Origin of the sequence: Mycolicibacterium setense, assembly GCF_000805385.1 — a bacterium.
GTDB classification, from domain to species: domain Bacteria; phylum Actinomycetota; class Actinomycetes; order Mycobacteriales; family Mycobacteriaceae; genus Mycobacterium; species Mycobacterium setense.
Map to the genome: position 1 here is coordinate 392,297 of NZ_JTJW01000008.1, position 14,587 is coordinate 406,883.

Annotated in this window: 15 protein-coding genes and 1 tRNA gene; 7 read left to right on the top strand and 9 right to left on the bottom strand. The window is 67.3% G+C overall.

Annotation, left to right across the window (positions count from 1 at the left end):
• The gene (locus tag QQ25_RS20220; RefSeq protein ID WP_039380659.1) at positions 1–999 is read left to right on the top strand and encodes a DUF4349 domain-containing protein; all 999 of its coding nucleotides are present in this window, start codon (positions 1–3) and stop codon (positions 997–999) included.
• On the opposite strand, the gene QQ25_RS20225 is transcribed toward QQ25_RS20220, so the two are convergent.
• Complete coding sequence (locus tag QQ25_RS20225; protein ID WP_039321966.1) at positions 889–1,731, bottom strand: energy-coupling factor transporter transmembrane component T family protein; 843 nt, start codon at positions 1,729–1,731, stop codon at positions 889–891. The two genes, QQ25_RS20220 and QQ25_RS20225, sit on opposite strands and share 111 nt — an antisense overlap.
• Entirely contained in the window at positions 1,728–3,773 is a 2,046-nt protein-coding gene (locus QQ25_RS20230) for an ATP-binding cassette domain-containing protein (protein WP_039323060.1), read from the bottom strand. Before QQ25_RS20230 ends, QQ25_RS20225 begins: the two co-directional genes overlap by 4 nt.
• A gap of 122 nt (positions 3,774–3,895) precedes the next feature.
• Here QQ25_RS20230 and QQ25_RS20235 point away from each other — a divergent pair, with 122 nt between their 5' ends.
• The 3 genes from QQ25_RS20235 to QQ25_RS20245 are packed head-to-tail and all read left to right on the top strand — an operon-like array spanning position 3,896 to position 6,341.
• Positions 3,896–4,372: a MarR family winged helix-turn-helix transcriptional regulator gene (locus QQ25_RS20235; protein ID WP_039321969.1), complete on the top strand. Its 477-nt coding sequence runs from the start codon at positions 3,896–3,898 to the stop codon at positions 4,370–4,372.
• Positions 4,373–4,390: 18 nt separating this feature from the next.
• Positions 4,391–5,611, top strand: a complete 1,221-nt coding sequence (locus QQ25_RS20240; protein ID WP_039321972.1) for an MFS transporter — start codon at positions 4,391–4,393, stop codon at positions 5,609–5,611.
• Between the two features lie 52 nt (positions 5,612–5,663).
• Positions 5,664–6,341 (top strand): YoaK family protein, encoded by a 678-nt coding sequence (locus QQ25_RS20245; protein WP_039321975.1) that lies wholly within the window; start codon positions 5,664–5,666, stop codon positions 6,339–6,341.
• 123 nt (positions 6,342–6,464) lie between these two features.
• Here QQ25_RS20245 and QQ25_RS29795 read toward each other — a convergent pair whose 3' ends face one another.
• The 3 genes from QQ25_RS29795 to QQ25_RS20260 are packed head-to-tail and all read right to left on the bottom strand — an operon-like array spanning position 6,465 to position 8,776.
• Positions 6,465–6,935, bottom strand: a complete 471-nt coding sequence (locus QQ25_RS29795) for a hypothetical protein (protein ID WP_131546194.1) — start codon at positions 6,933–6,935, stop codon at positions 6,465–6,467.
• A gap of 45 nt (positions 6,936–6,980) precedes the next feature.
• Positions 6,981–8,042, bottom strand: a complete 1,062-nt coding sequence (locus QQ25_RS20255) for an esterase-like activity of phytase family protein (RefSeq protein ID WP_039380661.1) — start codon at positions 8,040–8,042, stop codon at positions 6,981–6,983.
• Positions 8,042–8,776, bottom strand: coding sequence for a VIT1/CCC1 transporter family protein (locus QQ25_RS20260; protein WP_039321980.1), 735 nt, complete (start codon positions 8,774–8,776; stop codon positions 8,042–8,044). Before QQ25_RS20260 ends, QQ25_RS20255 begins: the two co-directional genes overlap by 1 nt.
• 108 nt (positions 8,777–8,884) lie before the next feature.
• On the opposite strand from QQ25_RS20260, the gene QQ25_RS20265 reads away from it, so the two are divergent.
• Positions 8,885–10,807 carry an acyl-CoA dehydrogenase family protein gene (locus tag QQ25_RS20265; RefSeq protein WP_039380663.1) on the top strand — a complete coding sequence of 641 codons (1,923 nt, stop codon included), beginning with the start codon at positions 8,885–8,887 and terminating at the stop codon, positions 10,805–10,807.
• Positions 10,808–10,813: 6 nt separating this feature from the next.
• On the opposite strand, the gene QQ25_RS20270 is transcribed toward QQ25_RS20265, so the two are convergent.
• Entirely contained in the window at positions 10,814–11,305 is a 492-nt protein-coding gene (locus QQ25_RS20270) for an LppP/LprE family lipoprotein (RefSeq protein WP_039380664.1), read from the bottom strand.
• Positions 11,306–11,425: 120 nt separating this feature from the next.
• Between QQ25_RS20270 and QQ25_RS20275 the strand changes: the two genes are divergently transcribed.
• A complete protein-coding gene (locus QQ25_RS20275) occupies positions 11,426–11,740 on the top strand; it encodes a hypothetical protein (protein WP_039381122.1) in 315 nt (104 codons plus the stop codon).
• Between the two features lie 22 nt (positions 11,741–11,762).
• On the opposite strand, the gene QQ25_RS20280 is transcribed toward QQ25_RS20275, so the two are convergent.
• Positions 11,763–11,835 (bottom strand) — tRNA-Asn (locus tag QQ25_RS20280).
• Between the two features lie 159 nt (positions 11,836–11,994).
• Here QQ25_RS20280 and QQ25_RS20285 point away from each other — a divergent pair.
• Positions 11,995–12,258, top strand: a complete 264-nt coding sequence (locus tag QQ25_RS20285; RefSeq protein WP_039321988.1) for a hypothetical protein — start codon at positions 11,995–11,997, stop codon at positions 12,256–12,258.
• Between the two features lie 3 nt (positions 12,259–12,261).
• On the opposite strand, the gene QQ25_RS20290 is transcribed toward QQ25_RS20285, so the two are convergent.
• Positions 12,262–12,570: a DUF7155 family protein gene (locus QQ25_RS20290; protein WP_101906111.1), complete on the bottom strand. Its 309-nt coding sequence runs from the start codon at positions 12,568–12,570 to the stop codon at positions 12,262–12,264.
• A 73-nt stretch (positions 12,571–12,643) separates the two neighbouring features.
• Positions 12,644–14,548: a DNA primase gene (gene dnaG / locus QQ25_RS20295; protein ID WP_101906073.1), complete on the bottom strand. Its 1,905-nt coding sequence runs from the start codon at positions 14,546–14,548 to the stop codon at positions 12,644–12,646.
• Positions 14,549–14,587: the final 39 nt, after the last annotated feature.

Below are 14,587 nucleotides of genomic sequence, written 5' to 3' on the forward strand. Positions count from 1 at the left end.
ATGCCCCAGCACCGCAGTGCATCCCGTCGCCGTCGTCTGGCGCCGGCCCTGTTCGCCGCAGTCATACTGGCCGCCGCCCCGGCCTGCGCGGCCGGGCCCTCCCCCAACTCCTCCGCCCCGGAGGCACCACAGAGCGATGCCGGATTCGCCCCGGCGGCCCCGGCACCTGAAAGTGGCCCGGGCATGAAGAACTCGCCGGTACCGACGGAGGTCAAGCGCGACATCGTCAAGACCGCGTCGATGTCGATCACGACAGGCACTCCCGTGGCGGTGGCCGACAAGGCGGTAGCGCTGGCCGCCGATGCGGGCGGCCGGGTCGACAGCCGCTCCGAGGACGCCGGATCCAGCTCCGGCCGCGCACACATCTCACTGGCGCTACGGGTCCCGGCCGCCAAACTCGAAGGCACCCTTGACGAGTTCAAGAAACTCGGCACGGTCCAGACCGTCGAGGTCCGCGCCGAAGACGTGACGTCACAGCGCGTCGATCTCGACGCCCGCATCGCCGCATTGCAGACCTCGGTGGACCGGCTGCTCGGGATCATGCGCGAGGCCAAGGATCCCGAGGCGCTGATCCAAGCCGAGAACGCGTTGTCGCAGCGCCAGGCCGACCTCGACAGCCTGCGGGCTCAGCGCACCCAGCTCGGTGATCAAATCAGTTACAGCACGGTCAATCTCGACATCACCGCCGAACAGATCGGCGGCCCTGCCCCGCAGTATCAGGGGTTCTGGGGACAGGTCGAGCGCGGGTGGCACGGCTTGGTGTCGGCGGCGTCGGGGGCCGTGATGTTGTTCGGCCTGCTCCTACCGTGGGTGGCGGCCGTCGTCATCGCGGCGGTGATCATCGTGGCCGTCGTCCGGTTGACCACGTCGTCGCGGCGGGGGCAGCGATCACCGACGGGGCAGGCTGGTCGGCAGGACGGTCAGCTCCAGGGCCAGCGCACTGCCGCAGACCAGAACGAGGACGCCGAAGGCGATCCAATCCCGCCGCCGGGGACCTGACGGCGCCGCCGAAATCTGGCCCGCCCCGCCCCGGGCGGTGATGGCATCGCCCATCTCGTCTCCCCGGCGCAACGCCACAGTGACCGCGGCCGCCAGCAGATCGACCAGATTGGCGACCCGCTGCCTGCGCCGGGCGCGGAACGTCTCGGCGGGCTCGACGGGGCGCAGCCGGTGCGCCGCATACAACGTGCGGAACTCGTCGATCAGCATCGGGAAGGCTCGCAGTGCCAATGCAATTGTCACCGCCCAGTCGTGCACCGGGATCCGGACCAGCCGCAGCGGGCGGCCCAGCGTCGCCACCGCCGGGGCGACGTCGGCGACGTTCGTGGTCCAGGACACCAGCGCACCCAGGCCCAACAGCACGATCGACAATGCGGTGATCCGCAAGAAGTTCAGCAAGCCGCCCAGACCCACCTGGACCGATCCGATGTCGATGAACGGTGACCCACCGGCCAGGGCTGCCAGCGCCCCGCCGATCATCAGCAGGATCCAGATGAAGAACGGGATCGACGGCAGCACGCCACGGGGAATGTGCGCCAGCCGCGCGGTCACCAGGACCAGCACCGCCACGGCCGCGATCGGCACCCAGCCGGGATAGAACGTCAGCAGCACACCGATGCCCGCGACGGCGAGCAGCTTCGTGCCGGCCCACAACCGGTGGATGACGGTGTCGCCGGGCACGGGGCGCAACAGCACGACGGGCTTACGCTGCCCTCCTGTCGGCGCGGTCATCGAGCACCTCCGGCAGCGGTCGGGGCAAGGGCGAGCTCACCCTGCTGCAGGTGCAGCGTGCGCGGGCACAGACCTTCCAGGCCGGTGAAATCGTGCGAGATGACGACGACCGTCAGCCCGCTGTTGTGCCGCAGGTCTTCCAGTAACCGCAGCAGCCCCCGCTGGCTCGCGGCGTCCAGTCCCGCCAGCGGCTCGTCGAGGATCAGCGCACGCGGCGAGCGGGCCAGCAATCCGGCCAGTACGACGCGGCGCATCTGACCGCCCGAGAGTTGGTCGATGCGGCGCTGGGCCAATGCCGCATCCAGGCCGACCATCTCCAGTGCGCGTGCGACGTGGTCATGATCATGCGCGGAGAAGCCTGCCGCCGAGGCGATTTCACGTCCGACGGTGCTGCGCATCAATTGCAGCCGGGCGGCCTGGAACGAGATGGCCACCGAGCCCACCTGCTGTGCCACCGGAGCCCCGTCGAGCAGACAGGCGCCGTAGGTGGGAACGGTCAGCCCGGCCATGATCCAGGCCAAGGTCGATTTACCGGAACCGTTCAGGCCGTGTACCAGGACGCCGTCGCCTTCATTGACGGTGAACGTGATGTCACGCAAAGCCGTTTTCGCCCAAGGGGTTCCGCTGGCGTATTCGTGCCCGACGCCGGTCAACTCGAGCACCGGCGCGGCGCCGTGGGCGGCGGGCGCAACGGCCACCGGCACCGCAGAGGTCTGCACCATGTCGGTGTTGTCCGCCGTGCCGCCGTTGCCACTGAGCTTCACCGTGCGGTCGGCCGAATCGGCCTCGTCGTTGTAATGGGTGATGTGCACCAACGACATCTGGTGGTGATCGGTGAGCCCGGACAGGACGTTCATCAAGGTGTCGCGGCCCTGTTGATCGACCATGCTGGTGACCTCGTCCGCGATGAGCAGCGAAGGTTCGCGGGCCAGCGCCGCGGCAACGGCCAGGCGTTGCAGTTCGCCGCCCGACAATCCCCCGGTGTCACGTTCGGCCAGCCCGTCAAGGCCCACTTCGGCCAGGAGCCGCTCGACATCGGCGGTCGTGCCGGCCGGCAGTCCCCACACCACGTCGTCGGCCACCCGGGTCCCGAGCACCTGACTCTCCGGATGCTGCATCACCACCGCGGTGCCTCCGATGCGGCCGAGCCCGACGGCACCGGCGCGCTCGATGCTGCCGGAACTGGGTTGGCGCCCGGCCAGCATGAGCATGAGAGTGGTCTTGCCCGAGCCGTTCGGTCCGGTCACCGCGACGTGTTCGCCTGGCTGCAGTTCCAGCGACATGGGGCCAAGCGCGTCGGATTCGACGCCGGGGTAACGGAACCGCACGTCGGTCAGCCGGGCCGGCACCGGGGCGATCGTCGCCCCTTCGTCCTCGACTTCGGCGTCGAGCTTGTGGACGTCCGGCACCCCGAGCAGCCGCGCCAGGATGCGTGACAGTGCCCACCAGCCGATCATGCTGACCGAGGTGATGCTGGTGATACCGAGGAACAGCATCAGCAGTGGCCAGTACTCCAGCATCGTGGCGAAGACGGATCGGAGCGGTTCGGCCGCCGCGTCGAGGACCGGGAGGCGGTCGAGCACCTTGGCGATACCTTCGATGCCCGCGCTCAACGAGTCGAAGATCAAGCTGCGCAACCGCGTCAACACCGTCAGCGCCACGACGATCGCCGATCCGAACAACGCTCCGGCCACCACGGAGGCAGCCAGCGCTGTGGCGGTGCCGCGGCCGCGGCGCTTGACCACCCCGGTCAGCCCGCCGATGTAGGCGCAGTCGATGACGGTCATCATTCCGCCCATGCCGGCGATCAGGAACGCGATCGTGCCGGCGGCGACGGTGGCCGCGAGCAGTACGCGCAGCCGGTAGCGGTAGGCCAGCAGGCCCATCGGCACCGTTCCCAACACCGAAAGCCCGGCGGCGAATGGCACCACCACGGCGATGATCGCAGTGGCCGCACAAAGAGCCGCCATCACCGCCGCTTGCGCAAGCTCGCCGGGAGTGAGGCCGCGCCGAGGCGTGGTCGCCGGGGGTTTCGCGGTCATCGTTCGATTCTGCCAGCCGCGAGCGTGGCCGTCGGTTGCCCGTCCGGCGCTGGTTTCATCCAGTGTGAGCGAGACCACGCCCGCCGGGTAGACTACATAGTAAATCTATGTAACATAGGGGCATGTCGACACCGACCGAGGATGCCACGGTATCCGACAACACCGAACTCGGCGCTGACCTGTTGTCAGTCGTCGCCCGGTTGAATCGGCTCGCCACCCAGCGCGCCCGGCTACCCCTGCCCTGGGCTCAGGCCCGGCTGCTGTCCACCATCGAAGACCAAGGCGAGGCACGGATTTCCGACCTCGCCTACCTCGATCACTGCTCGCAGCCCACCATGACCACCCAGGTTCGCCGCCTGGAAGACGCCGGCCTGGTGTCCCGCACCACCGATCCCGGCGACGCCCGCGCGGTGCTGATCCGCATCACCGAGCAGGGCAGGCAGACCCTGGAGCAAGCCAGAGCGGATCGTGCCGCCGCCATCAACCCCAGGCTCGAACGCCTCACCGCCGAGGAGCGCAAGACGCTGACAGCCTCCGTCGACATCATTCGGCGGTTGCTCACCGACGTCGATCAGCACCCGCTCGCGCACGAGAACTAGTTAGGAGTCACCGCCCTGATGTGGCGTCAACCCAAGGCCGTTTGGGCCGTCGCTTTTGCCTCAGTCGTCGCCTTCATGGGCATCGGACTGGTCGATCCCATCCTCAAGCCGATCGCGGACAACCTCAACGCCTCGCCTTCGCAGGTGTCGCTGCTGTTCACCAGCTACATGGCGGTGATGGGCGTGGCGATGCTGATCACCGGTGTGGTGTCCAGCCGTATCGGCCCCAAGCGCACGCTGCTGCTGGGTCTGGTGATCATCATCGCCGGGGCCGGCCTGGCCGGGATGAGCGACACCGTGACGCAGATCGTGGGCTGGCGCGCCCTGTGGGGCCTTGGCAACGCGCTGTTCATCGCCACGGCGCTGGCCACCATCGTCAACTCCGCGAAAGGGTCTGTGGCACAAGCCATCATCCTGTACGAGGCAGCGCTGGGCCTCGGCATCGCGATCGGCCCACTCGTCGGCGGCGTGCTGGGCTCGATCTCCTGGCGCGGCCCGTTCTTCGGCGTCTCTGCGCTGATGGCCTTCGCCCTGGTGATCACGACATTCCTGCTGCCGGCCACCCCGCGCGCCGAACGCGCCACCACACTGGCAGATCCGTTCCGGGCGCTGCGTCACCGCGGACTACTGGGTGTCGCGATCACCGCACTGCTGTACAACTTCGGCTTCTTCACCCTGCTCGCCTTCACCCCCTTCCCCCTGAACATGACCGCCCATCAGATCGGGCTGATCTTCTTCGGCTGGGGCCTGGCCTTGGCGTTCACCTCCGTGGTGGTGGCCCCGCGCCTGCAACACCGCTTCGGCACGGTTCGGGTGCTCATCCTCAACCTGCTCGCCTTCACCGCAGTCCTGGCCGTGATGGCGGTGTGGACCGATTCCAAGACCGTGCTGGCATCGGGTGTCGTGGTCGCCGGCCTGTTCATCGGCATCAACAACACGCTGATCACCGAAACCGTGATGAAGGCGGCCCCGGTCGAGCGCGGCGTGGCCTCGGCGGCCTACAGCTTCCTGCGCTTCGGCGGCGCCGCCGTCGCGCCGTGGCTGGCCGGCGTGCTCGGCGAGCAGGTCAACGTGCACCTGCCGTACTGGGTCGGCGCGGCCGCGGTGCTGGCCGGTGCCGGCGTGCTGACGCTGACCCGTCCGCACCTCGCGCGCATTGATGAGGAAGACCCAGCGGAAGATGATCTCGATGAGCTGACCGACGAGGCGACCGCCGTCACCGTCGGCAGCGACACCTGACGCGGCCGGTGAATTCCGCCCGAGCGTGAGCAACGCTGCTCACAATGGATGAATGTCGCAATCGTTCGACAGCGAGGCCCGACTGTCATGGATTCTGGCAGGCCTGGCAGGCGTACTGGGCGCGGCGGCGTTCACCCACTCCGCGGGGTACTTCGTCACCTTCATGACCGGCAATACCGAGCGGGCTTTCCTCGGGCTCTTCCAGGGTGAGGAGTGGCTGGCGATCGGGGCCGCACTGCTGATAGCAGCGTTTGTCGCCGGAGTGGTCATCGCATCGTTGTGCCGCCGCCACCTCTGGGTCAATCATCCCCACGGAGCGACGGTGCTGACGACGCTTGCGCTGGTGGTGTCCACCGTGGTCGACATCATCGAGCGCGGCTGGACTGCCCGCGATGTTCCCTACGTCCCAATCCTGTTCGTGGCCTTCGGCATCGGGGCATTGAACACGTCGTTCGTCAAGGACGGCGAGGTGTCGATCCCGCTGAGTTATGTGACCGGCACGCTCGTGAAGATGGGCCAAGGCATCGAACGCCACATCAGCGGAGGCCAGCTGAGCGATTGGCTGGGGTATTTCCTGCTGTGGGCCGGATTCGCCGGCGGCGCCGTCATCGGTGGCTTCGTCAGCGTGGTGGTCAGCGGATCTCAGATGCTGCTGGTGGCCACGATCGTCTGCGCGATCACCGCGGGCTACACGTACTTCTACTTCGATCGCCACGCGTTGTTGAAATAGCGGGTTCGTGCGTCGGGCCGCTCGCCCAGATTGACGTTTACGTTCGTAACGTGGTGGAGGAGAAACTCGCTCGCGACCGCCGCCTGGCTACGAACGCAAGTCCCGCGCGAAACCCACGCGCGGTCAGATGTGACGATGTGCCCAACGGACCGGGTGCCCCAGAGCGGCGCCCACCAACTCCAACTGCTCGTCGGTCATGTTGTACACAGGGTTTCGCACCCTGACCGACCAAGATGCGAACCCTTGAGGCCAGTCATAAACCAGATCGTTCAGTGACGTCTGCGCGCCACAACACGGCGTCGTCACATCCAGCGGCCAGAACCCCGCGCTCTCGGTCCACACACGGTCAAGCTGCGCGACCCACCACTCCATGTTGTCAGGGTTCTCGCCGACCAGATCTCCGCACGCCGGGCAGTTGATCGTCTGAATGCCTGCGCCGGCATCCTCCAACGCCACCCGCCCGGGCCGGTCCACCTCGACCTCGTCGCTATCGCCCATGAGCACCTCGAACACGGCACGCGCCGAGTCCTCGCGTTCAGCATTGGGAATCCATCGCGGGTCGGTCGGAAACACGACATACCATTCGTCGCTCACGAAACAATCATCGAGCACACCCGAGGCACCCCAGAGCACGAATTCTCACAGCGCGAACAACAGGAACTGCGTGACCTGGGTGGGCGAGAAATTGTCGTCACTGACGGCGATCACGGACTGCCGACCGTCAGCGAGCTTGGGCCCCAATGTGATTCCCTCGACGTTGTCCAGCGGCGCCAGACCGGGCGTGCTGGTCAGATCCGCCAGCAGTGTCTTGGTCATCTCGGTGGAACCCTCGGCGACGGAAGCCCGGTAGATCCGCACAGCCACGTGGGTGCCGAAACCGCGCTCGACCACCAGAAAGCTGTTGTCGTCGAGGGCCACCAGATCTGACAACCCGTTGTCGCCGCCGGGCCCGGCCGCGACCTGGTCCAAGGGGTAGGTGTACTGACCCTCGATCGCTCCGGTTTCGGCGTCGAAGCGCACGACACGCGTCACCGCGCCGTGCTGCTCGTCAGGTGGCGGACCGTCGCCATAGCCGGGACCCTCCATCGCCACCCACAGGTACCTGCCGTCCGGCGTCAGCGTCAGCCCTTCCAGCGCAGTGTTGCGGCGCGGACCCTGTTCACCGGCCGACATCCGCAACGCGTGGGGCAACTCGAACTCTCCGAGAAAGCTGCCGTCGAGGCCGGCGGTCCGCACCCACGGATCGAGCAGAACCGGCGGAGCCGGCCCGTCGACCCGCCGCTCCCCCTCGCTGGTCCAGTACAGCCGCTGCCTGCGGGTATCGAAGGCGATGGCCTCGGGGTCGGGCGGCACCGCGGGTGGCTGCACATCAATGTTCAACGGGCCGAACGGCCGCGCGTCGCGGTCCAGCCACGGATGGGTGCCGACGAACTCGACCTCACCGATACCGTTGTCCGACAGCATGATCCGTGCGGTGTAGAAACGTGCCGGATTCTTGGCCGACCGGTCGTCGCTGACGATGTAGTACAGGTCCGCGGCCGGGTCGTAGCTGATTCCCGACAACCCGCCGATCACCGTGCCGTCCAGGGTCGCGCCGGGCGCAACCTGGCGCTGACCGAGATAATCGAGGCGGGGTGCGGCATGCGCCGGCCCACACGCCGACAGCACCAGGGCGCCCGCCAACAGGATTCGTCGCAGCATCAGGTGATGGCGGCGCCGACCAGGATGCCGACGGCATAGGTGGCCGCAATCGCGACGGCCCCGAACAGCAACTGCCGCAGCCCGGCGATCGCCACGGGTTTACGGGTGAACTTCGCCGCCACCCCACCGACGATCAGCAGGCCGATCCCGCCGCAGGCCAGACCGGCCCACAGCGACTGGAGGCCGAGCAGGTACGGAATGAGCGGGATGATCGCGCCGATGGCGAACATCGCGAACGACGAGCCACCGGCGACCCACGGCGACGGCTTCTCCCGGGGATCCACCCCCAACTCCTGCACCAGATGGAAGTTCACCGCCCGATTCTCGTCCCGGTGGATTTCCTCCCCGGCCTTGGCCGCCGTCTCGGGCGTCATCCCCATTTCCTGGAGCATGGCCACGAGTTCGGCCTGCTCGGCCGTCGGGTTCTTGCGAAACGACCGGCGCTCGACGTTGACCTCGGAATCGACCTGCTCGTTGGCCGTCGTCACCGAGGTGTACTCCCCCAGCGCCATCGAGAAGGCGCCGGCCAACAGACCGGCGACACCGCTGAGCACGACCGTCTGGGCCGAGGCGCTGGCACCGACGCCTGCGATCAGCGCGGTGTTGCTGACCAGACCATCCATCGCGCCGAAGGTCGCCGCACGCAGCCAGCCTCCGGTGACGTCGGCGTGCCGGTGGTAACCCACATGCGGCAAGCCGGTGGGAGACAGCGATTTACCGACCGAGTCCGGCATGCCGCCAGTCTTTCGCGGCGAGGGCGGGGTTGTCCAGGAAGGCTCGCCTTCCCAAGAGATACAGGGTCAACCGTCGTATAACAACCGCCGCACGCGTTACCGTCGGATATGACCTCCACTGCCGAGCATTTGCGAAACACGCTGGACGGCCGTTGGCGCGACGTCAAGAACGCCATGCGGACCACGTTGTCGGACGAGATCTTCCGGCCGCACTACACCCCCAACACCGCAATCGCCCGGGCGAAGGTGACCGAGCAGCTCAAGATCATGGCGGCTGCCGGGGCAGCCGACGACGGCTTCCGCAAAGAGCACGGCGGCAACGGCAACGTCGGCGCGGCGATCACCCAGATCGAGATGCTGGCGATGAGCGATCTGTCGCTGATGGTCAAGGCCGGGGTGCAATGGGGCCTGTTCGGCGGCGCCATCGAGAACCTGGGCACCGAGCGCCATCACAAGGCCTATGTGCGCCGGCTGATCGACCTTGACCTGCTGGGCTGTTTTGCGATGACCGAGACCGGCCACGGCAGCGACGTGCAGTCCCTGGAGACCACCGCGACCTACGATGCCGAAACCCAGGAATTCGTCATCCACTCACCCACCCCCACCGCGCGCAAGGACTACATCGGCGGCGCCGCCGAGACTGCCAGGGTCGCAGCGGTTTTCGCCCAGCTGATCACCCCGGACGGAGAAGGGCACGGGGTGCACTGTCTGGTGGTGCCGATCCGCGACGACATGGGTAACGACATGCCCGGCGTGACGACGTCGGACTGCCACTACAAGGGCGGCCTGCCCGGCGTCGACAACGGGCGCATCGTGTTCGACCACGTGCGCGTTCCGCGGGAGAACCTGCTCAACCGCTACGCCGACGTCGCCCCCGATGGCACCTACAGCTCACCGATCGAGAACCCGGGCCGGCGGTTCTTCACCATGCTGGGAACGCTGATCAGGGGCAGGGTCACCGTGGCGGGCAGCGCCGCGGCCGCCGCCCGGGTGGCTCTGGACATCGCCACCCGATATGCGTTGGAGCGCAGGCAGTTCGAAGCACCCAAGAGCGAAGAGGAAGTCCTCATCATGGACTACCTCGTCCATCAACGGCGGCTGCTGCCGCTGATCGCGAAGTCCTATGCCCTGCAGTTCGCCCAGAACGAACTGGTGGCCAAATGCCATGAGCTACAGACGTCCGACGATCCGGATGCCGAGGAGCAGCGCGAGCTGGAGGCCCGCGCGGCCGGCCTGAAAGCCGCCAACACCTGGCATGCCAGCCGTGCCATCCAGGAAGCTCGTGAGGCTTGTGGCGGCGCAGGCTATCTCGCCGAGAACCGGCTGATCGCGCTGCGCGCCGACACCGACGTGTTCACCACGTTCGAGGGCGACAACCATGTGCTCACCCAACTGGTGGCCAAAGAGCTGCTCACCGCCTACGCCGACGACATCAAGGGCATGAGCCCGGTCGAATGGGTGCGGTTCGCGGCCAACTTCGCCGGTGAACGGGTGCTGAAACGCACTGCCGCCGAGACCATCATCCAGACCGTGCTGGACGCCCGCCAGGACAACGAGGAGGAAGGCAGCCTGTTCAACCGCGGCACGCAGGTCAAGATGTTCGAGGACCGCGAGCAGTACATGCTGGCCTCGGTGGCGCGGCGGTTGCAGGGCAAGGCCAAGGAGATGTCGGCCTTCGACGCGTTCAACGCCGTCCAGGACCATGTGCTGCACGCCGCGCAGGCACACATCGACCGAGTCATCTTGGAAGCGTTCGTCGCCGGCATCGACGCCTGCGAGGACGAGACGGCCCGCGAACTCCTCGGCGACGTCTGCGATCTGTACGCGCTGTCGGTGATCGAGGGCGATAAGGCCTGGTTCATCGAGCACCGGTTCTTGTCGACCGAACGCGCCAAGGCCGTCACACGCGGGATCAACGAACGCTGCCGCGCACTGCGCCCGCACGTCGAAACCCTCGTCGACGGGTTCGGCATTCCCGAGCAACTGCGCTACGCGGCCATGCTCGACCCCGCCGAGTTGGTCAACGGCTGAGGCGCCTCAGGGCTTCGGAAGCGGGTCGACGGCAACGAGTTTGCCGTCGTCCCCGATCCGGAACCGCACCGTGGCGATACCGGTCGGCGACTTGGGCGAGTCCTGACCCTGCTGCCACTGGTAGTTCACCACCACGGTGTCATCGGCGTTGGTGACGACGTTGATGTAGGGCCGCGGCTCGGGGGTGGCCGGGCCGATCGGGGTCTGCCGGTCGAAGAACAGGAGCTGCCCGACGCTGTTGGGCTCGGGGTTGCTCTGCCCCACCTGCACCCAGTACAACCGGCAGTTGGTGGTGTGGCCGGTGTTGACCTGAGTCCATTTCCGGCCCTCTTCGGGTGCGGGCAGTTTGGCGATCTGATCGGCGATCGTCTCGGCGCTGGGACCGTCCGACGGAGCGCAGGTATCCGGCTTCGGCGGGGGTGCCGAGGGCGGACTCCAGCCGCAGCCGACTGCGACGAGACCGACGAATGCGACGATGGCGATCAGCCGTGGGTGCACTCCTCGAGGGTAGCGAACTGTTGCGGTTCGGCGACTGGGCTGACGGCGGCGCGTCGATAGGTGACACTGTGTGCGGTCCGACGACGGATCCGCTCGCTCACCGACCCCAAGGAGACACTGATGGCCTGGTTCCTCGCCATGGAAGGCCCCGCCAACAAGGCCGTGCTGTACCAACTGCAGGAATCAGTCAACGTCCAACAGCTCGCCGAAGAGATGTCCAGCGCGGCCACCCTCGATCGCGCCGTTCCCGTCCCGGCCGTGCTGGCCAACAACAGGCAGCAGGTGACGGTGTACGTGCGGCCGGCGGCCTGGGGCGTGTGGACGTTCTATCAATTGTCCGAGGAGGAGCGGAAGGCTCTCGCGTCGGCGTCCAATCCACTGATGGAGGCACTCACCCAGGCGGCCCGTCAGGCTCAGGCCCGGCCCCAGTCATAGGTCTGGGTCTTTGGAACATTTGCTCCCCCGATTGGACTCGAACCAATAACCGCCCGATTAACAGTCGGGAGCTCTGCCAATTGAGCTACAGGGGACTACCTTCCGCGGAAAGCTCCGCGGCCGAGCGTTGACTCTAGCGTACGCACCGCCGTTGTCGCCAACTCGCTCCCGGACGGGCGCGTCGGGGCGGCGGTGAGGCAGGATGGAACGCACACACCTGCTGTCTCGGAGCCACGCCGCTTGGGAGGAAAACTGTGATCCGCTATGCCGCCGTGATCGCCGTCGGCTACGTGCTGGGCGCCAAGGCCGGGCGACGCCGCTACGAGCAGATCGCCAGTACCTACCGCGCGGTGACCGCCAATCCGGCGACCAAGGCGGTGATCGACGCCGGCCGGCGCAAGATCGCCAAGCAGGTGTCGCCGGATCCACAGTTCCTCACCTTGACCCCCATAGACGCAGAAACGTCGGTGCTCGCCACGAAGGAGAGCACCGACGGTTCGGCAAAACGTACCTGGTAGGGGCTAGCCGATCCCCCGATTGATCGAGGTTCCGGGCAGCAGCGGCCCGGTGACGAATCCGCCATTGCCGCCGGCGCCGACCCACGGCGTGCCCACGTTGGCGGGCATACCGTTGGAGTAGGACAGGCACTTGCCGTCCTCCTTGTTGCCGAACCACGCCAGGCAGGCCGGTTGGGCCGTGACCTCGATACCGGACGTGGGCGCCGGCGCGGACGTCGCGAGGAATGCCGGGGCGGCCACCGCAGCCCCCGTGGCCAGGGCAAATGCGCCCACAGCGACGTAACGCCGCGTCTGCGTGCTGAACAGTGTCACCAGATTGGTCACCGGGTTGGCCTCTTTCCCGTGTAGGTGCCCGACTCCGGTCACCCTATCGCGATGTGCGCAATCACGCAGTCAGGTCGTCGCCGCTGGCCTGCTCGAGCAGGCTGCGCCGGTAGGACTCCATGGCCACCAGGTCGCCGAACAGGGCGTGATATTCGTCTCCCTGCTCCACCGGCGACATGCGTTGCAGCTTGGACTTCACCTCGGCGATCTGGCGGCCCACCCAAACTTCCTGCAGGCGGGCCAGCACGCTGCTGATGTAGCGCGGCAGGTGCTCGTCGTCCTCGACGTTGATGGCCTCCACGCCCAGTTCGTTGACCAGACTGGCCGCGGCCGGGGACGTGGTCTGCTCGCGGACCGCCTCGATCCACTGCGCACCGGATATGCCCGACGCCATGCCACCCGCACCCTCGATCGCCGACCGCACCGCGGCATACCCGGGATGGGTGAAACTCTCGACGGTCAGCGAGTCGAAGACCGGCCCGGCGATCGCCGGATATTGCAGGCCGGCCTTGAGCGCTTCGCGCTGGGGCCACAGCGTCGGATCGGTCGGATTGGGGCGCTGCACTGGGGCCGCCGCGGGGCCCGCCTGTCGCGCCGCAGGCTGACGACGGGTGTCCTTGCGGCCACCACTGGCTTCCTCCCGCACCCGGCCGATCACCTGTGCCACGTTGTCCCAGCCGACCCAGCCGGCCAGCTGCCTGGCGTATTCGTCGCGCAGGGTCTGGTCCTTGATCCGGGCCGCGATCGGCACACAGCGCCGCAGCGCGGCCACGCGACCCTCGGCGCTGTCGAGATCGTGTTCGGCCAACGCACTGCGAATCACGAACTCGAACAACGGAGTTCGTCGGGCCACCAGGTCACGCACGGCAGCGTCGCCGGACCGCAGCCGAAGATCGCACGGATCCATTCCGTCGGGAGCCACCGCCACGAACGACTGACCGGACAGGTTCTGCTCGCCCTCGAACGCTTTGACCGCCGCCGCCTGGCCGGCGGCGTCGCCGTCGAACACGTAGATCAACTCACCGCGGAAGAAGTTGTCGTCCATCATCAGCCGGCGCAGCATCGAAAGGTGCTGCTCGCCGAACGCGGTGCCGCACGAGGCCACCGCCGTGGTGACGCCGGCCATGTGCATGGCCATCACGTCGGTGTAGCCCTCGACGACGACGGCCTGATGCCCCTTGGCGATGTCTCGTTTGGCGCGGTCCAGGCCGAACAGCACCTGCGACTTCTTGTAGAGCACCGTCTCGGGGGTGTTGACGTACTTGGCCTGGTTCTGGTCGTCGTCGAACAACCGGCGCGCACCGAAGCCGATGGTCTCGCCCGAGGACACCCGGATCGGCCACAGCAGGCGGCGATGGAACCGGTCCATCGGCCCACGCTTGCCCTCCCGGCTCAGCCCGGCCGCCTCCAGTTCCTTGAACTCGAAACCCAAGCGTCGCAAGTGCTTTGTCAGCGTGTCCCACCCCGACGGCGCGAAACCGCACCCGAACTGGGCGGCCGCGGCGGCGTCGAAGTTGCGCTCGGTCAGGTACTTGCGCGCCTCCGCCGCCTCGTCGGAGGCCAGCGCCTCGGCGTAGAACTCCTGGGCGGCGGCGTTGGCGGCAAGCAACCGGCTGCGGCTGCCCCGGTCACGTTGCACATTGGTGGTCGACGAGCCGGTGTAGGTGACGGTGTAGCCGACCCGGTCGGCCAGCAGCTCGACGGCCTCGACGAAGGTGACGTGCTCGATCTTCTGGATGAAGGCGTAGACGTCACCGCCCTCGCCACAACCGAAGCAATGGAAGTGACCGTGATTGGGCCGCACATGGAATGACGGCGACTTCTCGTCGTGAAACGGGCACAGGCCCTTCATCGAGTCGGCCCCGGCCCGTCTCAGCTGGACATAGTCACCGACGACATCCTCGATGCGCACCTTTTCACGAATGGCCGCGATATCGCGATCTGAAATCCGGCCGGCCACCGACACAGTCTAAAGGCCTGGGAACCCCCCTTGACCACACCACCG